The sequence below is a fragment of the Ectopseudomonas toyotomiensis genome, from assembly GCF_900115695.1.
GTDB classification, from domain to species: domain Bacteria; phylum Pseudomonadota; class Gammaproteobacteria; order Pseudomonadales; family Pseudomonadaceae; genus Aquipseudomonas; species Aquipseudomonas toyotomiensis.
Window position 1 is genome coordinate 122,469 of record NZ_FOXK01000013.1, and the last position, 21,707, is coordinate 144,175.

Consider the following 21,707-nt stretch of genomic DNA (forward strand, 5'->3'; position numbering starts at 1 on the left):
GGGTCGCTGCATTTCCTTTAGGAGTTGCTTATGAGCAAAAAATTACCCCTCGTACTCGCGATCCTTGCGGGCATAGGGCTTATTGGTGGCGGAGTAACCCTCATGAATGAGGAGAAAGGCCATGGATCGGATGAGCACGCCGAGACAAGCAGCCATCAGGACACAGAGCACCATGGCGAAAAAGCGAAGCAGGGCCACGGCGATGCTGATGAGCATGGAGATACCGAGCATCACTCTCGCGGTCCAAACGGAGGAACGCTGTTCAGTCAGGACAACTTCAGTGCCGAGCTAGTTGCGCCAGAGAGTCAGGATGGAAGTGCTCCCATGTCGCTGTATCTAGCACAGGGAGGGCAGCAGATTGTGCCCGAGGAGAATACCCGGGTGTCCATGGAGGTCAGACGTCCTTCAGGTGAAGTGAATACGCTCCGATTTGAGCCCAAGGGCGATGCCTTCATCAGTGCCATGGGTATCGCCGAGCCGCACTACTTCGAGGCTCGCATTCTGATTGAGCGAGAAGGAAGGGCCTATCGCTTCAGCTACTCCAAAGAGGAGGGGCTCATCGAGCTCAGCAACGAGCAAATCGATGCCGCCGGAGTCCAGCTGGTGAAGGCTGCTGCCGGGGCTATGAGCACTACCATCATCCTTCCCGGTGAGATTCGCTTCGATGAGGACCATACGGCTCACGTGGTTCCTCGAACTGCAGGTGTAGTGGAGAGCGTCCAGGTCAACTTAGGCGAGGCCGTCAAGAAGGGCCAACTCCTAGCTGTCATCGCAAGCCAGCAAATATCAGATCAGCGCAGTGAGTTTGCTGCGGCCCAGCGTAGGGTCGAACTGGCCCGTACAACCTTTGAGCGAGAGCAGCAACTGTGGAAGGAGAAAATTTCCGCAGAGCAGGATTATCTGCAGGCCCGCCAAACGCTGCAGGAGGCAGAAATTGCTCTCAGCAATGCTCGTCAGAAAATGGGAACCCTGGGTGAAAACGTTGCTCTTGCGGGGGGGAACCGCTACGAGCTTAGGGCCCCGTTCGATGGCATCGTGGTTGAAAAGCACCTAGTGCTTGGCGAAGTCGTGAACGAAGCGAGCAACGCCTTCACCATTTCAGATCTCGGCCGTGTCTGGGCAACCTTCAGTGTTGCACCGCGGGACTTGGGCAAGGTCCGGGTCGGCAAGCCGGTCAAAATCAGTGCTCCGGAACTGGAGGCTGAGGTTGTAGGCAACGTTTCGTACGTGGGTAGCTTGCTTGGCGAGCAGACACGCACGGCTACTGCCCGCGCCACTCTCGAAAATCCAAATGGCGCATGGCGCCCAGGCCTCTTCGTATCCGTCGCGTTGTCAGCCGACTCCCGCCAGGCCAACGTCACCGTTCCAGTCCAGGCAATTCAGACCATCGAAGAGAAACCCACGGTTTTCGTTCGCGTGGACGATGGATTCGTGGCACTTCCCGTGGTGCTAGGCACCCGTAGCGAAGGGACTGTGGAAATTACCCAAGGCTTGACCGCCGGAGCGCAGGTTGCGACAGAAGGGAGCTTCATCCTCAAGTCCGAGCTGGGCAAAGGCTCCGCCGACCACGCCCACTGACCCGCCATTTACGGAAAATTCGTATGTTCGAACGCATTATTCAGTTCGCTATCGAGCAGCGCATCATCGTGATGCTTGCCGTACTGGCTATGGCTGGCTTAGGTATTGCCAGCTACCAGAAGCTCCCCATAGACGCTGTACCTGATATCACCAACGTTCAGGTACAGATCAATACCGCAGCAGCAGGCTTCTCACCTCTAGAAACCGAGCAGCGCATTACCTTTCCGATCGAGACGGCCATGGCCGGCTTACCGCACCTCAAACAGACCAGATCGCTATCGCGCTCTGGTTTGTCGCAGGTGACTGTAATTTTCGAAGACGGCACGGATCTCTACTTTGCCCGCCAGCTCGTCAATGAGCGCCTGCAGGTTGCCCGCGAACAACTGCCAGAGGGGGCAGAGGCAATCATGGGCCCAATCTCAACAGGATTGGGTGAGATCTTCTTATGGACGGTCGAGGCTAGAGAGGGGGCGTTGAAGGAGGACGGCACGCCGTATACGCCCACCGACCTGCGGGTAATCCAGGATTGGATCATCAAGCCTCAGCTGCGCAATGTTCCAGGCGTGGCTGAGATCAACACCATCGGTGGCTTCGCGAAGGAATACCAGATCGCCCCGGACCCCAAGCGTTTGGCCGCCTATAAGCTCACCTTGGGAGACTTGGTCACTGCGCTTGAACGCAACAATGCCAACGTTGGTGCTGGTTATATCGAGCGCAGTGGCGAGCAGCTGCTGATTCGGGCTCCCGGGCAGGTCGCCACTGCAGCGGACATCGCCAACATTGTAATTAGCAACGTCGACGGGACCTCCATTCGGGTCAGCCATATTGCGGATGTGCAGATTGGCCGAGAACTGCGTACTGGAGCTGCCACCGAAAACGGTCGCGAAGTTGTGCTCGGCACGGTGTTCATGCTCATTGGCGAGAACAGTCGCAGCGTCTCGCAGGCAGTTGCCGCCAAGCTGGAGCAGATCAATCGATCGCTCCCAGATGGGGTAGTAGCCATCACGGTCTACGACCGAACCGATCTGGTGGACAAGGCCATCGCTACGGTTAAGAAGAACCTCATCGAGGGCGCGATCCTGGTAATCGCCATCCTTTTCCTGTTCCTCGGCAATATTCGCGCAGCGATCATCACCGCGATGGTGATCCCGCTGTCGATGCTCTTCACCTTCACTGGGATGTTCACCAACAAGGTGAGCGCTAACCTGATGAGCCTCGGTGCTTTGGACTTCGGCATCATCGTTGATGGCGCGGTGGTCATTGTCGAGAACGCCATTCGCCGGCTGGCTCATGCGCAACAGCACCATGGCCGGATGCTTACCCGTTCCGAACGCTTGCATGAAGTGTTTGCCGCCTCGCGAGAGGCGCGCAGGGCCCTGATCTTCGGCCAGCTAATCATCATGGTGGTCTACCTTCCGATCTTTGCGCTGACAGGGGTCGAAGGGAAGATGTTCCACCCCATGGCGTTCACTGTGGTGATTGCTCTGTTCGGGGCGATGATTCTTTCCGTGACCTTTGTTCCAGCTGCAATTGCGCTCTTCATCACCGGCAAGGTCAAAGAGGAAGAGAACTTCGTTATGCGTGCCGCCCGCAAAGGCTACGAGCCGGTACTGGGCTGGGTCATGGGCAACCGAACCGCAGTATTTGCCGGCGCAGTTACCTTGGTGGTGTTGTCCGGTGTATTGGCAGGTCGCATGGGCAGCGAGTTCATCCCTAGCCTCAGCGAGGGGGACTTTGCTTTGCAGGCATTGCGCGTACCAGGAACTAGCCTGACGCAGTCGGTGGAGATGCAGGCGCGCCTGGAAAAGAGACTGGTAGAGAAGGTGCCGGAGATCGAGAGGGTATTTGCCCGGACCGGTACCGCTGAGATCGCCTCTGACCCAATGCCGCCGAACATCTCGGATGCCTACGTCATGCTCAAGCCCAAGGACCAGTGGCCTGATCCGGACAAGTCGCGAGAAGAGTTGATAGCTGACCTGCAGCGTGTGAGTGCGGAAGTTCCAGGTAGCAACTACGAGCTTTCTCAACCCATCCAGTTGCGCTTCAACGAGCTGATTTCAGGTGTACGCAGTGACGTCGCGGTGAAGGTGTTTGGTGACGATATGGGTGTGCTCAACAGCACTGCTGCTGAGATTGCGGAAACCTTGGAGAAAGTAGAGGGCGCTTCCGAGGTAAAGGTTGAGCAAACCACTGGGCTGCCCGTGCTAACCATCAACATTGATCGTGACAAGGCTGCTCGCTTTGGCCTGAACGTAGGCGATGTTCAAGACACTATCGCTTTCGCGGTAGGAGGCCAGCGTGCAGGCACCTTGTTCGATGGCGACCGTCGCTTTGACATGGTGGTGCGGCTCTCGGATCGGCTGCGTACGGATATCGAGGGCCTTTCGCGCCTGCTGATTCCAGTTCCTGCGCCATCAGGCGGAGCGGCAGAGCAGATATCGTTCATCTCACTATCAGAAGTCGCCAGCCTCGACCTCGTACTTGGCCCTAACCAAGTCAGCCGTGAGAACGGTAAACGCTTGGTGGTGGTCAGTGCCAACGTGCGAGGACGGGATATCGGATCCTTTGTTCAAGAGGCCAGCGATCGCCTGCTGCAGGATGTGAAGGTTCCGGCCGGATATTGGACCACCTGGGGTGGTCAGTTTGAGCAGCTGCAGTCAGCAGCCAAGCGGCTGCAGATCGTAGTCCCGGTCGCTCTGCTCTTGGTCTTCACCTTGCTCTTCATGATGTTCAATAACGTCAAGGATGGCCTGGTTGTGTTCACCGGCATTCCCTTCGCATTGACTGGCGGTGTACTAGCCCTTTGGCTGCGAGATATCCCCCTGTCCATCTCGGCTGGCGTCGGCTTCATTGCCTTGTCGGGCGTCGCGGTTCTGAACGGCTTGGTGATGATTTCCTTCATCCGTAATCTGCGTGAGGAAGGAAGGACGCTGCACGAGGCAATCATTGAAGGTGCTCTGACTCGCTTGCGGCCGGTCTTGATGACAGCGTTGGTGGCGTCGCTGGGCTTTGTGCCAATGGCGCTGGCGACAGGTACCGGGGCCGAAGTTCAGCGACCTCTGGCATCAGTCGTCATCGGAGGGATTCTATCCTCCACCACCCTCACGCTCTTGGTACTGCCAGTGCTGTATCAGTGGGTACACCGACGGGATGAGGAAGAGGATGCTGAGTCGTCGGAAACCGATGGAGATGTAGCCTTGCACAAGGGATGACGTCACTCAAATGAACCAGGTGGTCCGTGCCCCAGGCGGTATGGACCACCGCATGGTCAACCCACCTTCGCTTTCGTAATCTCATCGAGAGCCATTTTGCGCAGGACTCCTGGGCCGAACTTCTGCAGCAGCTAGCCGTTCAAGAGCGCGGGCGCACCTGAAACACCAATCCCCAATACAGCCTGCAATCGGCTTCGAGCATGTCATCGATGTCAGATGAGCTCGTCTCAGCCGTGGTCTGCTCCACATCTAGACCCGCTGCAACCGCCCAAATCTTTAGTCTTCTCGCATCGGATCGTCAAACCAATCAGGTTGGGCTGCCCAGGAAGATTCAAACATTTCTGGGTATGCATCTGCCCCATCTATTGCATCCAGCGCAAGGCGTAATCCGTCAGGTAGGCAGCACATCAGCCTCCGCTTGCCCTTGGCTGGCATATCCATGCTCCGGCAACCATTCCGTTTTCAGGCTTCTGAAAAACGCTCCATCGGCGCGTTATCCCAGCAGTTACCGCGGCGGCTCATGCACTGCTTGATACGGTAGCGCCAGAGCATCTGGCGAAATTCAATGCTGGTGTAGTGGCAACCCTGGTCAGAGTGAAACATTAGCTGCTGCGGGCAACCTCGGGACTCGTAGGCCACGCGTAACGCGCGTGTCGTGAGCTGCGAGTCAGGTCGATTGGGCAGTGCCCAACCGACGATGCGGCGCGCATACAAATCCATGACTGCTGCCAGGTAGATCCAACGATTACCCGCCCAGATGTATGTCACATCACCGCACCACACTTGGTAGGGGCTGCTCACTGTGAACTGCCGATCCAGTGTGTTGGCCGCAATGGCACCTTCACCATCGGCCTTGCGGTGGCGATGCTTGCGACATTGCCAGCTGTATAGCCTGGCTTCTTTCATCAGACGTCCAGCCAGAAAGTGACCAACCTGCACACCCTGTATTCGCAGCGCTGCCGATAATGTTCTGGCTCCTGCGGAACCACGACTTTGGGCGAAGCTTAACGCCTTATCGGGGTGTCCAGAATCATTGAGCCACAACAGGGATAAAAAAGCGCCCTAGGAAGGGCGCAAAGTGTACACATCTTTCCAAAGGAGCTCGTGGAGCCTTTAGAGGTGAACTCGGCAGGGAAAAGGCTATCAGCGTTCGTTTGCTGTATTTTTATCTTGGGCTGTATCTTTCTTAGTGCTGCTATTTTTCTGGCTTTCTGCTTGTGCCGCCTGGTTGTCTTTTTCGTAAATCTTTTTCTGATTCTCTTTGAATCGCTTTACCATTTCGTGACGGTTATGGCTATCACCTCGCGCAAGCACGGGAGCTGTAACGCTGAGGGCAAGAATTCCAATAAGTGCTGCATGTGCAATCTTCATAAGCTGGGTCTCTCTCAGTTGGTGATGAGCTATTGGGTTTCGCTCTTTGAACACGCCTAAATCTTAGAAAGATGAAACTAACCGGAGCGTGAGCTCAAAATTAAAATGTTGACATCCAGGACTATAAAGAACGGGCAGATCTGGCTGAACCTACAACTGACCCTCAAGTAAATGCAGGAGCTCTCATGGTCGCGCGCCATGATGACAAAGAAATGCATAAAAAAAGCGCCCTTAAAGGGCGCTTAGGGTACACCTCTTTCCAAAGGAGCTCGTGGAGCTTCTAGAGGTGGACTCGGTAGGGGAAAAACAATCAGTCTTCGTTGGTTGTGTTGTTGCTTTTGGCGGCGTCTTCTTCAGTAACTCCACTTTTCTGGCTTTCTACTTGAAATGCCTTGTTGTCTTTCCCGTGAATTTTTTCTTGGTTTTCCCGAAATTTTTTCACCGCTTCCAAAGAGCGGCCGTAGCCATCTTCTGCAAGTGCAGAAGTAGCAGTACCGAGTGCGAGAATTCCAATAAGTGCAATATTTGCGATCTTCATAAATCAGGCCTCGTTCAGTTTGTAATGAGCTATTTGCTTGCGCTCTGTGAAGATGCCTAGATTTTACGAAAATGAAGCTAACGGCAGCATGAGCTCAAAATTACAATATTGACATGCAGCGCTAGAGAGAGCGGGCAAGTAGTTGCCCGCTCCACTTTCTAGTCAGAGCACTTCCAGTGGGTACTCGACAATCAGGCGAACTTCATCCAGATCGGACTCGTAGTCGGTCGCACGAGTGGTCATCTGGCGAACGCGGAAGGACATATCCTTCAGCGAGCCAGACTGAACTACGTACTTCGCTTCGATGTTTCGCTCCCAGCGCTTCTGATCGGTCAGCGGGTTGCCGTTTTCATCACGACGCATGTACACGTTGTTCGCATCGGAGTAGTCGGCGTCGGTACCGAAGGCGTAGCGGGTCATGAAGCTCAGGCCAGGGACACCGAAGGTGGCCATGTCGAGATCGTAGCGAAGCATCCAGGAACGCTCATTCGGGGAGTTGAAGTCGCTGTACTGGATCGAGTTATCGAGGAAGATCGAGTCAGACTGACGCAGATAGTCGAAGTCATCGTCGCCGTTGTTGCGCTGATGAGACAACGCCAGGGAGTGGGCACCGAACTTCACACCGACCTTGCCGCTGTAGATGTCGTTGTCGAACTCGCCCAGCAGCTTCTGCCCCTGGTCAACGGCTTTGTAGTAGTTCAGGCCGCCGAACAACGAGACGCTCTCAGAAAGCGGGTGGCTCCAGGACATGCCGGCATAGTGCTGATTCCAGGCATCTTCCAGGCGGCTGGTGTAAAGGCTAAACGCCAGGTTGTCATTCAGGGTGTAGTCGCCGCCAAAGTAGGCCGCCCAAGGTGCATCCACGCCGCCGGCGTAGAAGGTGGCGAAGTCTTCGCTCATGCCACTCTGCTGCGGTTGGCTCATCGCATGAACTCGACCACCCTGCAGGGTCAGACCATCAACGCTGTTATTGACGACGGTGACACCCTTGAAGGTTTCCGGAAGGAGGCGAGAGTCACCATAGTGAAGAACCGGGGTCATCGGGAACACATCGCCGGCCTTAATGACCGTATCGAAGAGCTGAGCTTTTACAGCTCCGCCCAGCTTGGAGTACTCGTCTTCCGCTTCCCCATCGCTGTTCACGGGAAGCAGGTTGATGCTGCCGCCAGGGCCAAAGCGACCATCACCGGTATCCAGTTTGATGCCCAGCATGGCGAACGCGTCGATACCCACCCCGACGGTTCCCTCGGTAAAGCCGGACTCAAAGTTCACCATGACGCCATGCGCCCATGCTTCGGAATAGCCATTTCCAGTTGAGCTGGACTGACCATCTCGGAAGTCACGGTTCATGTAGAAATTTCGATTGAGGATATTAAGGCTGCTTCCTTCAACGAAACCCTCGCCTTTTGTTTCCTCAGCAGTGGCCACCATGGGGCTGATTCCAATGATTGCCGAAAATACTGCAAGAGATAATTTGGTCTTGCTCATTAATTGCTCCTTTATTCTTGGCAGAATTGGATATTTGCCATGACTGTTCTTGTAGGTATTGAGCCCCGGTGCGAGAGCAGCCAGAGGCGGTCGCACCTATCGTTGCAAGCCGTAGATAACTTGAAGATGATTGGAAAATTACAATTTTGTAATCTTCGAAAAGATGAGGGATGAGCTGCTTAATTTGACATTTTTTGCACAAACGACACCCAGCGGCGCACTCGAATGGTGCGCAGGGTCGAGGGAGTCAGTTCTGGTTTAGTTACCGTTTGCGAGGAGCTGCTGCAGATCTTCTGGGACGGTCATGGGGAGGAATGCGCTAACTCGTGCACGCCCAGTATTGCCAATGGGGACCCAGATGCGTGAGAAAAGTAGTGCAGCCACTATGCGAGGTATTTGCCCAAGGACCTCCCGATAGTTCTTGGTCTGCAGGCCTAGGCGTAGCATCAGCCAATGTGACTTTGCATGCAGGTAGGGATGCCGTTGAGTCAGGATGTGGGCGCGCTCTAACCACTCAAATGCTCTACCAGGCTGCTTCAGCCGCAGGTTCGTATCGGCTTGCGCAAAGGCCTCTGCAATTGCTGATTTCAATTGAGATTGCATGGCTACCTCCCATTATTGTCTGAGCAGCCTCAGGCCGTTAAACACCACGAGCAGGCTGACGCCCATGTCAGCGAAGACAGCCATCCACATAGTGGCGCCTCCTGTGATGGTTATGCCCAGGAAGATAGCCTTGATGCCAAGTGCCAGGGCGATGTTCTGCTTGAGGATGGCAGCAGTACTACGAGATAGACGGACGAACGTAGCGACCTTGCGCAAGTCGTCATCCATCAGTGCAACGTCCGCGGTTTCTATCGCCGTGTCGGTCCCTGCGCTACCCATGGCAAAGCCAATCTGAGCTTTTGCCAGCGCTGGGGCATCGTTAATGCCGTCTCCCACCATGCCAACCGTTAAACCTTGGGCCTGCATTTCAGCGATGACTGTGAGCTTGTCTGCCGGCAACAGGTTGCCACGAGCCTCATCAATACCCACCTGCTGGGCTATCGCCAGGGCTGTGTGCTCGTTATCGCCACTGAGCATACATGTCTTTACCCCAAGCTCGTGGAGCTGCCGCATGGCATCGGCACTGGTCTCTTTCACGGTGTCTGCGACTGCGAATAGAACAAGGGGCTGTTGGCCGTCGCACAGGATGACGACGGTCTTACCCTGACGCTCCAGCCGCTCCAGCGTAAGCTCCAGCTCCTTAGAACAGAGCCCCAGCTCCTCAACCAGACGATGGTTGCCTAGATACAACAGTTGGCCTTTCACACGGCCTTTGACTCCCCGTCCAGGAAGCGCTTCAAACTCCTTGACGTCCAGTAGCGACACATCGTTATCCATCGCATGTCGAGCGAGTGCTTTTGATACCGGGTGATCAGAGCGAGCAGCTAGGCTAGCGGCACTGACACGATGCATTTCGATATCTGTTTCTTTGAGCGGCAGGAAGTCTGTCTGAACCGGCCTCCCTTGAGTGATGGTTCCAGTCTTGTCGAGTGCAAGCAGTGCCAGATCTTTGCCGCTCTCCAGATAGACCCCACCTTTGATGAGGATGCCTTTGCGAGCCGCCGCTGCCAGGCCGCTGACGATGGTAACGGGAGTGGAAATGACCAGCGCGCATGGGCACGCGACGACCAGCAATACCAGCGCTCGATAGATCCACTCCTGCCATGCGCCACTCAGCAATAGCGGTGGGAGCAAGGCGACCCCTAGGGACACCAAGAACACGGCGGGGGTGTAGATCTGAGAAAAGCGGTCAACGAAACGTTGGGTCGGCGCCCGAGAGCCCTGAGCCTCCTCCACCGCATGAATGATCCGAGCCAGGGTAGTGTTGGTAGACGCTGCTGTTACCCTGAACTCCAACGACCCTGCCTCGTTTATCGTGCCCGCAAAAACCTGATCTCCAATGCTCTTATCTACCGGCAAGCTCTCGCCGGTTATAGGTGCTTGATTGACGGTGGAGGTGCCTGCCGTCACCTCGCCATCCAAGCCAATTCGCTCACCTGGCCGTACCCGAACAACAGCGCCAAGTGCTACCGCCTTGATGTCCGCATCTAGCCAGGATCCATCCGCCTGCAAAACAGTGGCCCGCTCGGGGCTTAAGTCCATGAGTCCACGGATGGCGTTACGTGCACGCTCCAGTGAGCGCGCTTCAATAACCTCGGCTACCGCGAAGAGCACCATAACCATGGCCGCTTCGGGCCATTGGCCAATCAATACGGCACCGGTTACAGCAATGCTCATGAGGGCATTGATGTTCAGGTTGCGGTTCTTGAGCGCAATCCAGCCCTTCTTGTAGGTACCGAGCCCACTTAGCGCTATCCCCACTATTGCTAAGGCTGCAACCGCCCATTCGGGGGCCAACTGCCCAAAGTGGATTATTTCGGCTGAAACCGCAGCGATCCCCGCGATCGCCAGCGGCCACCAATGCTTCTTCTTCGTTGGGGTAGGTTCCTGGCGGTCGGCACTCTCCTCGACAACCGGTGAAAGCCCGAGCTCCTGGATGGCTGCCATGAGCTGAGGTAACAGCTCTGGAACATGGTCTACGACCAGAGTGCGTTGCAGCAGGTTGAACTGCAGATTGCTGATGCCTTTCTGGTTAGCGAGCTTGTCGCGAATGAGCTTCTCCTCAGTAGGACAGTCCATCTGCTCGATGCGAATTCGTGTTTGTACATGAGCGTCCGTGGGCTCGGCCTGCATACCCAGGGAGGCGATCACATCAATGATGGGGGTGACCGAAGGGAGACTGTGCTGTACCCCTAGAACGCGAGTCATCAAGTTAAAGTCGAGCTGGTGTATCCCGGCCAGCGAGCCAAGCTTGCTCTGAATCAGGCTCTGCTCTGTCGGACAGTCCATCGCCTGGATGTGGAAAGCGCTGAATGTCGTTCCTGGTGGCGCTGGCTCGCGCTTTTGGTCTTCAGGTTTATGATGATCCGAGTGGTCGTGACTGCAGCAACTGCTCATGGCGGGACCTCTTATCTAAGTCATTGCAGAGTCAACACCCTGAAGCCACTATAGGGTCAAGCATTGATCAGGAGATTCGTCCCATGAAGATTGGTGAGCTCGGAAAGCAGGCTGACTGTCAGGTGGAGACTATTCGTTACTATGAACGTGAAGGGCTGCTGCCTGTTCCTGGTCGAAGCGAGGGGAACTACCGGGTCTACGGGAAGGAGCACCTAGAGCGGCTCGTATTCATCCGTAACTGCCGAACCCTGGACATGACGCTTGATGAAATACGGCGGCTGCTTTTGCTCATCGATCGTCCGGAGGAGAGCTGCGATAGCGTTAACGGCTTGGTAGACGAGCACATTCGCCATGTGGAGCTTCGGATCAACAGTCTGTTAGCTCTGCAGAAGCAGCTCGTTGAGTTGCGCCATCGATGCGCCGCGGAGAGAAGTGTCGATGCATGCGCAATCATCCAGCAACTTAGTTCGAGCGGAGGGGTTCAACCTTTGCCTGAGGCAGAGCATACGCACGTTGGCAAGAGCCATCGCCACTGAAGCATCAATCAACTCGTTGCTGTGTTTCCCCACATGGAATGAGGTGTTCTGGGCCTATTCATAGCAAGGATCTTCATTGGCCTTCCTTGAGCGGACCAGTAGCTCGTCACTTCAGCCAGATCGCAGCCTGCATTGGCGCTTGAACCTCTTGTAGAGTACGGGCTTGACCTTGCCATCGTGTCAAGGTCGATCCTGTCTGTGCGGTAACTTGAGCCGCTGACGAAATGAGGTGAAAGACATGTTCAGTCTGAGTGTTGCGGGGATGGGCTGTGGCAGTTGCGTAAGCAAAATCACGAAGGCCATTCAAGCTCTGGATCAGGATGCACGAGTAGAAGTGGATCGAGCGGCCGGCAAGGTCACCGTTGAGAGCACAGAAAGTGCCGAATCGATCCGCGAACTCATCCAGGAGCTTGGCTATTCGGCCCAGGTCAGCGCTTGAGCGCTGACCTGCTATCCCACTAAATCTCCAGTTCTGAGAGCTCTTTTAGCCCTGGGATACTGGTGACCTCGTTGGTCATACCTTCTGAAGCATCTCGGCCGCGAAGCCAGTTTGAGTGATCGCCTGGCTCGCGCATTTCCAGCGTGTCATAGGAGTACCGCTTGCGCTTGAACAGGCTTTTCAATGCAGCGAACTCGTGGCTTTTTTCGTCTTCTATGCCGACGACTTCTCCTGCAAGCCGCTCCCAGTGACCAACGCCGTCGGCCAGCATTGCCTGATAGGTCTCCGGGTCAAGCAAGGCTTGCTGTTTGAAATGCATGATGCGGTGAGTCATAGAAGCGCTCGGAGTGGCCAAAGAGAGAGCGCTAGCCTAAAGGTTCCGGGTCATTCGTGTAATAGCTGGCCGCGCTTTAGCAAACCGTCGTTGACCCACAACTTCAACCAGGTCGCGGCTTGCAAGGGAGCTTGCTCGCCATGCGTGGCGCTCAACGACTCGCAGAGTTCAGCGAACGATCCGCCCTCGATGAGAAACTGCAATGCCGAAGCCTCCGCTGGCTCCAGGCTCCGGTACTGGCAGACGAGTTCATGACGCCAAACAAGACAGGCTAGGTTCGTTGGCAGGCGGGTAATATCAGGCAGCAAGCTGCCGGACTTGGCGGCTTTCCACAACTCCAGCGTGTTGTACTGCAGCTGCAACCACCGGGCAGATGCAGTCAGGGAAACCCTGAGTGAAATCCAGTCTTCAGCCGAAAAATCACTCATGGTCTCCAGCGAAAGCGCTTCGACATCCTGAGCGTCGAAGGCCAGTGTAAAGGCCCATTCCAGTTCCGCGAGTTCGCGCATCGGCGATAGTTGGGGTTCTTCGACGTAGCTGCTAATGAACTCGGGCAGCTTCTCGCCCAGCCAGCGAATGCTGAAATGTCGTGGTGGCCAGGCGGCCAAGTAGGCCAGTGCGAGCTGCTCGAATGATTCGTTGCCGATCCAGTGAAGCAGGGCAGGGAAGTCTTCTCGCAAGACCGCAAGCAGGCGCGAACGGTAAGCGTTGTGGTAGATCTGCAGGCCTTCGAGAGCACTCAGCGCTGTGCTACCTCGGATCTGCTCCAAAAGCTTGTTGGAGGGCAGGGCACTGTCACCTGTCAGGTAAGTTTCAAATGCAGTCTGTAGGGCGATCAGGCTCAAGGGGTGGCCCCCGATATCACAGATTTGGCGATAGCACGGGCATGTGCTAATTCGGACAACAGCTCTTCCAGCGGCGGAAACTGGTCATCCCGCTCGATCAAGGTCGATGTCGGGCCCAAGTAGCTCAAAGTCTTGCTGTAGAGAGACCAAACCGGATCAGCGATGGGCTGGTCATGGGTGTCGATGAGGTACTGCCCGTAATCGCTGTGCCCGGCCAGGTGAATTTGCCGAATCCGCTCGTGCGGCAATTCCATGATGAACTGCCAAGGGTCGAAACCCTGGTTGCGCGAACTGACGTAGACGTTGTTCACGTCGAGAAGCAGCTCGCACCCGGTCAGGTAACTGAGCTCCGAGAGGAACTGAGACTCGCTCATGCTGGATGTTGTCCACTGCACGTAGGAGGAAACGTTCTCCAGCACGATGGGACGTTCTAAAACATCCTGCACCAAGCGCACCCGGGCCGCGACATGCAGCAGGCTCTCCTGGGTAAACGGCAGCGGTAGCAGATCGTGAAGTTGATGGGCGTTGCCTCGACTCCAGCACAAGTGATCAGACACCCACTGAGGCTGCACCCGATCTGCCAGTTGCTTGAGCTGTCGTAGGTAGTCGATGTCCAAGGCATGTGAGCCGCCAATCGAAAGAGACACCCCGTGCATCACTAGGGGGTAGTGCTCGCCGATCGCATCTAGGAAGTAGAGAGCCTTGCCGCCCTCTACCAGGTAATTCTCGGAAATGATCTCGAACCAGTCGACCGCGGGCCGTTCCTCCAGGATCTGCCGGTAATACTCGTTGCGAAGGCCAAGACCGAAACCCAGAGTTTTGCGCTTACTCATTCGAGACTCCAGCAGGGGAGTGGCATGCACTCCCCTGAACCGCCTTATTCGCTGGTTTTGCCACCGGCTTCGTCACATTTGGCCTGGGTCATCAACTTGAACCCCTGGCCTTTGCATTCGCCTTGGCCTTTGCAGTCGTTTTTCGCGGTCATGCAGTCGTTCTGCCCTTTGCAACCATTGACCCCGAAGCATTTCACTTCTGCTGCTTTGGTGTCCTGGGCCGCCTGGACGGACAGGGTGGAGAACAGGCTGGCGGCTACCAGAGCCAGGGCGGCACCGGTAGCTACGTTGGATTTGTTCGACATAGTGGCTATTTCTCTTGATTGTTTGATGGTCGCGATCCGTCGGTGCGAATGAGCGAGTTAGCTCAGGCATTGCTGCCGAGCAGGCCCATGGAATCCGCAAGGCTTCTCGGGCAAGAAGACAGTACCGAGCCTTCAGGAGGGCCTACAAGAAAGAAATAGCAACCTGACAGAACTGTAATGTTCAGATCAGGTTGCTGACAGGGCTTCGTGGTTAACGTAACAGCGAGCTTAAGGCTCGCCCCCACTAGTTACGGGGGCTTCTAAACTTACGAGGATTCACGAAATGAAATCGATCAAAACCCTGTTTGTAGTTGCTGCCCTGAGTGCTTCCACTCTGGCGATGGCCGAAGGCGGTGCCGATCGCACGTTTGCACGCATGGAGCAGGCCCGTCAGGTCTCGCTGGAAGCGTATCAGCTGGCCAAGCAGCAGAAGGATGGAGCTCCCGTCGCCGGCAGCCAAGCCAAACAGGCGGAACACGCCAACTGCTGAGCCCCTTCAACCTTACAGAAATGTAATCACCCGGATGGTTGAGATATGGCAGTTTTATACTGCTTGGTGTCGGGGGGACTTGCGCAGCACGCAAGGCTTGAAGATCAAATCTCCCAATACTGGAGCAGTCAATGAACCCGAGACCGGATGCACATCACCGGCTCATCTGACGGATTGGACATAACGGCATGCAAAGCAAAACCACAAGACGTACTTTCGTCAAAGGCCTCGCCGCCGCCGGTATTCTCGGCGGCATGGGCATGTGGCGCACGCCGGTCTGGGCGGTAACCAGCCCAGGTCAGCCGAACGTGCTGAGCGGTAACGATTTCGACCTGTTTATCGGAGAGACTCCGGTAAACATCACCGGCGCAGCGCGTACCGCCATGACGATCAATGGCTCGCTACCAGGCCCAATCCTGCGCTGGCGGGAGGGCGAGACCGTGACGTTGCGCGTACGCAACCGCCTCAAGGAGGACACGTCCATTCACTGGCACGGCATTATCCTGCCGGCGAACATGGATGGCGTTCCGGGCCTGAGCTTCCATGGCATCGCCCCCGACGGCATGTATGAGTACAAGTTCAAGGTCAACCAGAACGGCACCTACTGGTATCACAGCCACTCGGGGCTCCAGGAGCAAGTCGGCGTATACGGCGCGCTGGTCATCGACGCCAAGGAACCCGAGCCCTTCAGTTACGACCGTGATTATGTCGTGCTGCTGAGCGACTGGACCGATGAAAATCCAGCGCGGGTACTGGCCAAGCTCAAAAAGCAGTCGGACTACTACAACTACCACAAGCGCACCGTTGGTGATTTCATCAATGACGTGAGCGAGATGGGGTGGTCCGCTGCGGTAGCCGATCGCAAGATGTGGGCCGAGATGAAGATGAGCCCGACGGATCTCGCTGACGTCAGTGGCTACACCTACACCTACCTGATGAATGGCCAGGCACCTGATGGCAACTGGACCGGCATATTCAAACCGGGCGAAAAGATCCGCCTGCGCTTCATCAACGCCTCGGCGATGACCTATTTCGATGTGCGCATCCCGGGCCTGAAGATGACTGTGGTTGCGGCCGATGGTCTGCACGTCAAACCGGTCAGCGTCGACGAGTTCCGTATCGCCGTGGCCGAGACCTACGACGTGATCGTCGAACCAGACAGCGAACAGGCCTATACCGTGTTTGCCCAATCCATGGATCGCACTGGCTATGCGCGCGGCACCCTTGCTGTACAGGAGGGATTGAGTGCACCGGTACCCAGCCCCGACCCGCGTCCGCTGATTGCCATGGGCGACATGGGTATGGATCACGGCAGCATGGCCGGAATGGACCACGGCAGTATGGCGGGCATGGATCATGGGAGCATGCAGGGTGGCATGGCCGGCATGGATCACAGCCAGATGGCTGGAATGGATCATTCGGGCATGGCAGGCATGGCAGGCATGGCAGGCATGGCAGGTGCCATGCAGGCACACCCAGCCTCAGAGACCAACAACCCGCTGGTCGATATGCAGACCATGACACCGACGCACAAGTTGGACGACCCAGGTATTGGTTTGCGAGACAACGGCCGACGCGTCCTCACGTACTCTGACCTGCGCAGCACCTTCCCTGATCCGGACGGGCGTGAGCCAAGTCGCACCATCGAGCTGCACCTCACCGGGCATATGGAGAAATTCTCCTGGTCCTTCGATGGAATCAAGTTCTCTGACGCCGAGCCTCTGCGCCTCAAGTACGGCGAGCGTGTTCGCATCACGCTGGTCAACGACACCATGATGACTCACCCGATCCATCTTCATGGCATGTGGAGTGATCTGGAGGATGCGAACGGCAATTTCCTGGTGCGTAAACACACCATCGACATGCCGCCAGGTTCCAAGCGCAGCTATCGGGTGACCGCCGATGCGTTGGGGCGTTGGGCCTATCACTGCCACCTGTTGCTCCACATGGAAATGGGCATGTTCCGTGAAGTTCGTGTGGATGAGTAAAGGAGATTTCTGATGAGCACTTTTATGAAGCGAAATGCCCTGGCTGGCAGCGCAGTCATGTTCAGCCTATTGGCTGCCCTGCACGCACCGGTTTCGTTGGCAGGTGAGGGGCACAGTGAGCACGAACAACATGCTGCCGAGTCGGCTGCGCCCAAGACCGCCAGTGGCAAGCATGCAGATCAGTCGAAGGATAAGGCGGCTGGCCAGCAGATGGATCATGGCGCCATGGATCACGGAGACATGAAGCATGACAGCATGAATCACGAAAACATGATGGATAAGCATGGCGGCACCGAAGCCGAAGCAGGTTCGAACCATGACCACTAAGTTTTCACGTCCATCTCTCTTGGCGCTGGCTGTGTCGCTGAGTGCGTTCAGCGGCGGCGTTACCTTGGCTACGGAAGAAATGGATCATTCGGCAATGGGGCACGGCTCCATGTCGATGGACCACAGCCAGATGGGCCACGGTTCCGCCAAAGCGCCGATGGAGGGCATGGATCACAGCAAGATGGACCATGGTGCCATGCAGGGTGCTTCGGGCAGCATGGATCATAGCCAGATGGGCCACGGCCAGAGCCAAGAGAAGGCCCAGGCTATGGATCACAGCAAGATGGGGCATGGCGCCATGCAAGGACAGATGGAGGGCATGGATCATTCAAAGATGAACCATGGCTCCGCTGAAGCCCCGAGAACCACCAGCCGTACGCCGATTCCCGTTCTGACGGATGCTGATCGCCAAGCGGCTTTCCCGCCATTACCTGGCCACAAGGTTCACGACAGCGCCATCAACAGTTTTTTCCTGCTCGATCAGCTCGAATACCAGGACGCAGATGAGGGCAGCACCCTGGCCTGGGATGCGTCGGGCTGGGTAGGCGGTGATATCAACCGGGTCTGGTTCCGCTCCGAAGGCGAGCGTACCAACGGCGTGACCGAGGATGCTGAATTACAGCTGCTGTACGGCCGCTCGATCGGCCCTTGGTGGGATGTCGTCGCGGGCGTTCGCCAGGACTTCAAACCGGAGTCGCCGCAGACTTGGGCCGCCTTCGGTATCCAGGGCATGGCGCTTTACGCCTTTGAGGCCGAAGCCACGGCCTTCGTCGGCGAGAATGGCCAAACTGCTGCCCGACTGGAGGGCGAGTACGACATTCTGCTGACCAACCGGCTGATTCTCCAGCCAACTGCCGAAATGAACTTCTACGGCAAGAACGATCCTGAGCGAGGTGTGGGGTCTGGGTTGGCAAATACCGAGCTCGGCTTGCGTCTGCGTTACGAGATTGTCAGGGAGTTTGCCCCCTATATCGGGGTTTCCTGGAGCCGCTCCTATGGCAACACGGCAGACATGGTGCGCGACGAGGGCGGTGATGTAGACGAGGCGCGTTTTGTCGCCGGTATCCGGATGTGGTTTTAAGAACCTGACATGAAAAGAACAATTAAAACTTTGGTGGCGGCCGGCGTGGTCGGTAGCACAGCTGTCCTGGCCGGCGCCTACTTTGGCGTGGTCAACGTGGGGGCCGACGATCCCCATTTTCCTGCAGTGCATGCGTTTCTCACGATGGCCCGTGACCGCTCTATCGAAGTCCGTTCGCGGGACATCGAGGTTCCCAACCTGGATGATCAAGCTCTTATTCGCGCCGGTGCGGGCAACTACAACTCCATGTGTATCGGCTGTCATTTGGCGCCAGGTGTGGCGGAGACCGAGCTAAGCCAATCGCTTTATCCTGCGCCCCCCAACCTCGCCAAGATCGGTGTCGATGGCAATCCGTCAGCAGCGTTCTGGGTGATCAAGCATGGCATCAAGGCAACGGGTATGCCTGCGTGGGGCAAGAGCATGGGCGATGAGTACATCTGGGGCATGGTTGCCTTCATTGACCAATTGCCGACGATGGATGCCAAGCAATACCAAGCACTCGTCGCATCCAGTGGCGGCCATCAGCATGGTGGTGGGGAAACGCAAATGCACAATCATGAAGGTCAGCACGGCGACAACAAGCCTGGCCATCATGGCAATAGCGGCGGTGGCGAAGACCATCATGGAACAGGTGATGCCGGAGAGCCTGGCCATCACGATGCCGCGGCTACGGATAGCGAGGGTGGCTCCGCACCTAAGGCAGGTCACCATTCGGATATGAGTGGCGATGACCACCATGCTGGAGATGAGGCGTCGTCCAACGGAGGTGATCATCACGCCGAGCAGGCTCCGAACGCCTCGCCCAAGACCCACACCCACGCCGATGGCAAAGAGCACGTACATGAAAGCTAAATATCTGGCCTTACTGGCCGCTCTCTCCGTCACGTCTGCGGTTCAAGCAGCTGATGCCCTGACGATTGATGTCCATCGTGATGCCAATTGCGGATGTTGCAAGAAGTGGATTTCACACCTCGAAGCGAATGGCTTCAAAGTCGTCGACCATGTTGAAAGCAACATGACAGCAGTGAAGCAAAGACTGGGCGTCGCGCCACGGTTAGCGTCTTGCCACACCGCGGTGATTGACGGCAAGTTCGTCGAAGGTCATGTGCCGGCGGCTCAGGTCATCGAACTCACCAAGCGCGATGATCTGCTGGGCATCGCTGTTCCCGGGATGCCGGCGGGCTCCCCCGGCATGGAAGTCGATGGCGTACAGCATGCCTACCAGGTCATTGGCTTGACCAAGACGGGTTCTGATCAGGTCGTTGCAGAATATCCCGCCCAGTAGTACTGCCTGCCAGCACGGCCGCTTGTGTGTAGTGGCCGACTCATTTTCATACGTCCTTTAACCTAAGTAAAAAAGGCGCCCTAGGGCGCCAAGGGCTGTCTCCAAACCAAAGGAGCACTACGAGGGGACAGCAGGACCAAGGAGCGAGCGGGGCAATCAACCCGCTCGCTTGCCAGGGTTAGAGAACTTCCAGCGGGTACTCGACAATCAGGCGGAACTCATCCAAATCCGACTCGAAGTCGGTGGCGCGAGTCGTGGCTTGTCGAATGCGAAAGGACATGTCCTTCAACGACCCAGACTGCACAACGTACTTGGCCTCGATGTCCCGCTCCCAGCGCTTCTGGTTGGTCAACGGATCGCCGTTGTCATCACGGCGCATATAGACTTCGTTGGCGTTGCTGTAGTCGGCATCCCAGCCCTGGGCATATCGAGTCATGAAGCTCAATCCAGGCACACCGAAAGGCTCCATATCCAGGTCATAGCGCACTTGCCATGACTTCTCCTTCGGCGAGTTGAAGTCGCTGTACTGGATGGAGTTGTCGAGGTAGATGGAGTCCGATTGGCGCAAGTAGTCGAAGTCATCATCGCCATTGTTGCGCTGGAGACCCACCAGCACTGTATGAGCGCCGAATTGGATGCCGACCTTGCCGCTCCAGATGTTGTTATCGAAGCTCCCGAGGAGCTGCCTCCCTTCATCGACCGCCTTGTAGTAGTTCAGCCCGCCGATCAAGGCGACATCGTCCGCAAGCGGGTAGCTCAGCGTGGTGCCCGCGTAATATTGATTCCAGGCATCCTTGAGGCGGCTGGTGTAGAGACTAAAGCCGACGTTGTCATTAAGCGTGTAATCACCACCGAAATAGGCGATCCATGGCGAGTCCACTTCGCCCGCGTAGAAGGTAGCGAAGCCGTCGCGCATGCTGCTGGTATTGGGTTGGCTCATCGAGTGGAGGCGACCGCCCTGAAGCGACAGTCCTTCCACGCTGCTGTTGACCACGGTGACACCTCGGAAACTCTCCGGTAAAAGCCGTGCATCACCGTATTGGACGACCGGGCTGACGGGAAAGACGTCGCCTACCTTGATCTCGGTATCCATGAACCGAGTTTTCACCGCGCCCCCCAGTTTGGAGTAGTTGTCCTCAGCCTGCCCGAGGCTGTTGTAAGGCATCACGTCGACTGAGCCGCCTGCTCCAGAACGGCCGTCGCCGGTGTCAAGCTTGAGCCCTAGCATGGCAAAGGCATCGACACCAAAGCCTATGGTGCCCTCGGTGAAACCAGACTCGAATCTGCCTATCACGCCATGCGCCCACTCTTCCGAATAGCCATTACCCGAGCTGCTGGACTGGCCTTTGCGGAAGTCACGGTTGAAGTAGAGATTTCGATTGAGGATGGTCAGGCTGCTGCCTTCGATAAATCCCTCGCCTTTCTCGTCGGCGGCCATTGCAGCTTGCCCGGTACTGACGCTCAGAGTGAGCAGAGAAAGTCCTAACAGGGTTCTGTTATTCATAAATGCTCCTGATGTTATTGGCAGTTGTCATTGTGTGGTCGCATATATGTGCCAAGCGCGCCGGGCATAGCCAGGCACGCCTTGGTCATATTTCCACATGCCAAATAACGTCAGGGTGACTTGGAAATTACATTTCAGTCAGCGCGATGTCATTTATCTAGTTTTGATTAAGGCAACCTGTCCCGGCTGCCCGGTATTCAAGAATATTCAGATCGCCATTGGAGTCCTCGTAGGTCATCTGGGCCGGCATCACACCGCAGCTAGAGTCCGTCGGGGTAGTGGCCACGACCCTGGCGATATCGAGTTTCATGCCGTAGCGGTAATGAATAACTTCAGGCGGATTCTTTCCGTTAGCGGCAGCATACTCTTGCATGGCCTGCTCATTGGCCTGAATCATCCGACCATAAACACGATCAGCGCCGCCTTCTGCCAGAGCGGCAGAGGAAACAACCATAACGGCAAGGGCTGCAATAACTTTGAGGCTTTTCATATTTAATCACTCCTTCAAGGTGGTGATTAAAATATATCCGCTCAACCTGTCATAAAAATGAAG

At 56.3% G+C, this 21,707-nt stretch carries 21 protein-coding genes and 1 pseudogene; 10 read left to right on the plus strand and 12 right to left on the minus strand.

Annotated elements, in window-relative coordinates:
• Positions 1-30: 30 nt before the first annotated feature.
• Positions 31-1,578 carry an efflux RND transporter periplasmic adaptor subunit gene (locus tag BM186_RS23075; RefSeq protein WP_074918639.1) on the plus strand — a complete coding sequence of 516 codons (1,548 nt, stop codon included), beginning with the start codon at positions 31-33 and terminating at the stop codon, positions 1,576-1,578.
• 23 nt (positions 1,579-1,601) lie between these two features.
• Positions 1,602-4,790 (plus strand): CusA/CzcA family heavy metal efflux RND transporter, encoded by a 3,189-nt coding sequence (locus tag BM186_RS23080; protein WP_074918641.1) that lies wholly within the window; start codon positions 1,602-1,604, stop codon positions 4,788-4,790.
• Between the two features lie 433 nt (positions 4,791-5,223).
• On the opposite strand, the pseudogene BM186_RS23085 reads toward BM186_RS23080, so the two are convergent.
• From BM186_RS23085 to BM186_RS23110, 6 genes and pseudogenes are all read right to left on the minus strand, one after another.
• A pseudogene (locus tag BM186_RS23085) lies at positions 5,224-5,783 on the minus strand (IS3 family transposase); the annotation flags it as partial.
• A 150-nt stretch (positions 5,784-5,933) separates the two neighbouring features.
• Entirely contained in the window at positions 5,934-6,161 is a 228-nt protein-coding gene (locus tag BM186_RS26455; protein ID WP_021703091.1) for a hypothetical protein, read from the minus strand.
• 310 nt (positions 6,162-6,471) lie between these two features.
• A complete protein-coding gene (locus BM186_RS26460; protein ID WP_021703090.1) occupies positions 6,472-6,699 on the minus strand; it encodes a hypothetical protein in 228 nt (75 codons plus the stop codon).
• A 162-nt stretch (positions 6,700-6,861) separates the two neighbouring features.
• A complete protein-coding gene (locus BM186_RS23100; RefSeq protein ID WP_052520214.1) occupies positions 6,862-8,130 on the minus strand; it encodes an OprD family porin in 1,269 nt (422 codons plus the stop codon).
• Positions 8,131-8,445: 315 nt separating this feature from the next.
• On the minus strand, positions 8,446-8,790 hold the full coding sequence (locus BM186_RS23105; RefSeq protein WP_021703088.1) for a DUF3703 domain-containing protein: 345 nt from the start codon (positions 8,788-8,790) through the stop codon (positions 8,446-8,448).
• 12 nt (positions 8,791-8,802) lie between these two features.
• Complete coding sequence (locus BM186_RS23110) at positions 8,803-11,079, minus strand: heavy metal translocating P-type ATPase (protein WP_043217286.1); 2,277 nt, start codon at positions 11,077-11,079, stop codon at positions 8,803-8,805.
• 191 nt (positions 11,080-11,270) lie between these two features.
• On the opposite strand from BM186_RS23110, the gene cadR reads away from it, so the two are divergent.
• Both cadR and BM186_RS23120 read left to right on the plus strand, forming a co-directional pair.
• Complete coding sequence (gene cadR / locus BM186_RS23115) at positions 11,271-11,723, plus strand: Cd(II)/Pb(II)-responsive transcriptional regulator (protein WP_074918645.1); 453 nt, start codon at positions 11,271-11,273, stop codon at positions 11,721-11,723.
• A 238-nt stretch (positions 11,724-11,961) separates the two neighbouring features.
• A complete protein-coding gene (locus BM186_RS23120) occupies positions 11,962-12,162 on the plus strand; it encodes a heavy-metal-associated domain-containing protein (RefSeq protein WP_003246756.1) in 201 nt (66 codons plus the stop codon).
• 19 nt (positions 12,163-12,181) lie between these two features.
• Here BM186_RS23120 and BM186_RS23125 read toward each other — a convergent pair whose 3' ends face one another.
• From BM186_RS23125 to bufA2, 4 genes are read right to left on the minus strand one after another with little or no spacing between them, the layout of a single operon-like run.
• Positions 12,182-12,496, minus strand: coding sequence for a hypothetical protein (locus BM186_RS23125; protein ID WP_074918647.1), 315 nt, complete (start codon positions 12,494-12,496; stop codon positions 12,182-12,184).
• A 50-nt stretch (positions 12,497-12,546) separates the two neighbouring features.
• Complete coding sequence (locus tag BM186_RS23130; protein ID WP_074918649.1) at positions 12,547-13,341, minus strand: HvfC/BufC N-terminal domain-containing protein; 795 nt, start codon at positions 13,339-13,341, stop codon at positions 12,547-12,549.
• Complete coding sequence (bufB, locus tag BM186_RS23135; protein WP_004374664.1) at positions 13,338-14,174, minus strand: MNIO family bufferin maturase; 837 nt, start codon at positions 14,172-14,174, stop codon at positions 13,338-13,340. Before bufB ends, BM186_RS23130 begins: the two co-directional genes overlap by 4 nt.
• Positions 14,175-14,218: 44 nt before the next feature.
• Positions 14,219-14,479 carry a BufA2 family periplasmic bufferin-type metallophore gene (bufA2, locus tag BM186_RS23140; RefSeq protein ID WP_074918652.1) on the minus strand — a complete coding sequence of 87 codons (261 nt, stop codon included), beginning with the start codon at positions 14,477-14,479 and terminating at the stop codon, positions 14,219-14,221.
• Between the two features lie 283 nt (positions 14,480-14,762).
• Here bufA2 and BM186_RS23145 point away from each other — a divergent pair, with 283 nt between their 5' ends.
• From BM186_RS23145 to BM186_RS23170, 6 genes are all read left to right on the plus strand, one after another.
• Positions 14,763-14,969, plus strand: a complete 207-nt coding sequence (locus BM186_RS23145; RefSeq protein ID WP_003246751.1) for a co-regulatory protein PtrA N-terminal domain-containing protein — start codon at positions 14,763-14,765, stop codon at positions 14,967-14,969.
• 188 nt (positions 14,970-15,157) lie between these two features.
• Positions 15,158-16,957, plus strand: coding sequence for a copper resistance system multicopper oxidase (locus BM186_RS23150; protein ID WP_074918654.1), 1,800 nt, complete (start codon positions 15,158-15,160; stop codon positions 16,955-16,957).
• A 12-nt stretch (positions 16,958-16,969) separates the two neighbouring features.
• The gene (locus BM186_RS23155) at positions 16,970-17,284 is read left to right on the plus strand and encodes a hypothetical protein (protein WP_074918656.1); all 315 of its coding nucleotides are present in this window, start codon (positions 16,970-16,972) and stop codon (positions 17,282-17,284) included.
• On the plus strand, positions 17,274-18,365 hold the full coding sequence (locus BM186_RS23160; protein WP_074918658.1) for a copper resistance protein B: 1,092 nt from the start codon (positions 17,274-17,276) through the stop codon (positions 18,363-18,365). The genes BM186_RS23155 and BM186_RS23160 overlap by 11 nt, the downstream gene beginning before the upstream one ends.
• Positions 18,366-18,374: 9 nt before the next feature.
• Positions 18,375-19,217: a c-type cytochrome gene (locus BM186_RS23165; RefSeq protein WP_074918660.1), complete on the plus strand. Its 843-nt coding sequence runs from the start codon at positions 18,375-18,377 to the stop codon at positions 19,215-19,217.
• Positions 19,207-19,650, plus strand: coding sequence for a DUF411 domain-containing protein (locus BM186_RS23170; protein ID WP_003246746.1), 444 nt, complete (start codon positions 19,207-19,209; stop codon positions 19,648-19,650). The genes BM186_RS23165 and BM186_RS23170 overlap by 11 nt, the downstream gene beginning before the upstream one ends.
• Before the next feature lie 178 nt (positions 19,651-19,828).
• On the opposite strand, the gene BM186_RS23175 is transcribed toward BM186_RS23170, so the two are convergent.
• Together BM186_RS23175 and BM186_RS23180 are read right to left on the minus strand one after the other, a co-directional pair.
• Positions 19,829-21,154 (minus strand): OprD family porin, encoded by a 1,326-nt coding sequence (locus BM186_RS23175; RefSeq protein ID WP_074918662.1) that lies wholly within the window; start codon positions 21,152-21,154, stop codon positions 19,829-19,831.
• 157 nt (positions 21,155-21,311) lie between these two features.
• Positions 21,312-21,644 carry a DUF2790 domain-containing protein gene (locus BM186_RS23180; protein ID WP_074918664.1) on the minus strand — a complete coding sequence of 111 codons (333 nt, stop codon included), beginning with the start codon at positions 21,642-21,644 and terminating at the stop codon, positions 21,312-21,314.
• Positions 21,645-21,707 lie beyond the last annotated feature (63 nt).

What these genes read in the sequence shown, in the direction of transcription:
- BM186_RS26455 (WP_021703091.1), bottom strand. Translation starts at nt 6,161, where the DNA reads ATGAAGATTGCACATGCAGCACTTATTGGAATTCTTGCCCTCAGCGTT.
- BM186_RS23170 (WP_003246746.1), top strand. Translation starts at nt 19,207, where the DNA reads ATGAAAGCTAAATATCTGGCCTTACTGGCCGCTCTCTCCGTCACGTCT.
- BM186_RS23100 (WP_052520214.1), bottom strand. Translation starts at nt 8,130, where the DNA reads ATGGTGGCCACTGCTGAGGAAACAAAAGGCGAGGGTTTCGTTGAAGGA.
- BM186_RS23180 (WP_074918664.1), bottom strand. Translation starts at nt 21,644, where the DNA reads ATGAAAAGCCTCAAAGTTATTGCAGCCCTTGCCGTTATGGTTGTTTCC.
- BM186_RS23075 (WP_074918639.1), top strand. Translation starts at nt 31, where the DNA reads ATGAGCAAAAAATTACCCCTCGTACTCGCGATCCTTGCGGGCATAGGG.
- BM186_RS23155 (WP_074918656.1), top strand. Translation starts at nt 16,970, where the DNA reads ATGAGCACTTTTATGAAGCGAAATGCCCTGGCTGGCAGCGCAGTCATG.
- BM186_RS23125 (WP_074918647.1), bottom strand. Translation starts at nt 12,496, where the DNA reads ATGACTCACCGCATCATGCATTTCAAACAGCAAGCCTTGCTTGACCCG.
- BM186_RS23145 (WP_003246751.1), top strand. Translation starts at nt 14,763, where the DNA reads ATGAAATCGATCAAAACCCTGTTTGTAGTTGCTGCCCTGAGTGCTTCC.
- bufB (WP_004374664.1), bottom strand. Translation starts at nt 14,174, where the DNA reads ATGAGTAAGCGCAAAACTCTGGGTTTCGGTCTTGGCCTTCGCAACGAG.
- BM186_RS23175 (WP_074918662.1), bottom strand. Translation starts at nt 21,154, where the DNA reads ATGAATAACAGAACCCTGTTAGGACTTTCTCTGCTCACTCTGAGCGTC.
- BM186_RS23160 (WP_074918658.1), top strand. Translation starts at nt 17,274, where the DNA reads ATGACCACTAAGTTTTCACGTCCATCTCTCTTGGCGCTGGCTGTGTCG.
- BM186_RS23150 (WP_074918654.1), top strand. Translation starts at nt 15,158, where the DNA reads ATGCAAAGCAAAACCACAAGACGTACTTTCGTCAAAGGCCTCGCCGCC.
- BM186_RS23105 (WP_021703088.1), bottom strand. Translation starts at nt 8,790, where the DNA reads ATGCAATCTCAATTGAAATCAGCAATTGCAGAGGCCTTTGCGCAAGCC.
- BM186_RS23110 (WP_043217286.1), bottom strand. Translation starts at nt 11,079, where the DNA reads ATGGACTGTCCGACAGAGCAGAGCCTGATTCAGAGCAAGCTTGGCTCG.
- cadR (WP_074918645.1), top strand. Translation starts at nt 11,271, where the DNA reads ATGAAGATTGGTGAGCTCGGAAAGCAGGCTGACTGTCAGGTGGAGACT.
- bufA2 (WP_074918652.1), bottom strand. Translation starts at nt 14,479, where the DNA reads ATGTCGAACAAATCCAACGTAGCTACCGGTGCCGCCCTGGCTCTGGTA.
- BM186_RS23080 (WP_074918641.1), top strand. Translation starts at nt 1,602, where the DNA reads ATGTTCGAACGCATTATTCAGTTCGCTATCGAGCAGCGCATCATCGTG.
- BM186_RS26460 (WP_021703090.1), bottom strand. Translation starts at nt 6,699, where the DNA reads ATGAAGATCGCAAATATTGCACTTATTGGAATTCTCGCACTCGGTACT.
- BM186_RS23120 (WP_003246756.1), top strand. Translation starts at nt 11,962, where the DNA reads ATGTTCAGTCTGAGTGTTGCGGGGATGGGCTGTGGCAGTTGCGTAAGC.
- BM186_RS23165 (WP_074918660.1), top strand. Translation starts at nt 18,375, where the DNA reads ATGAAAAGAACAATTAAAACTTTGGTGGCGGCCGGCGTGGTCGGTAGC.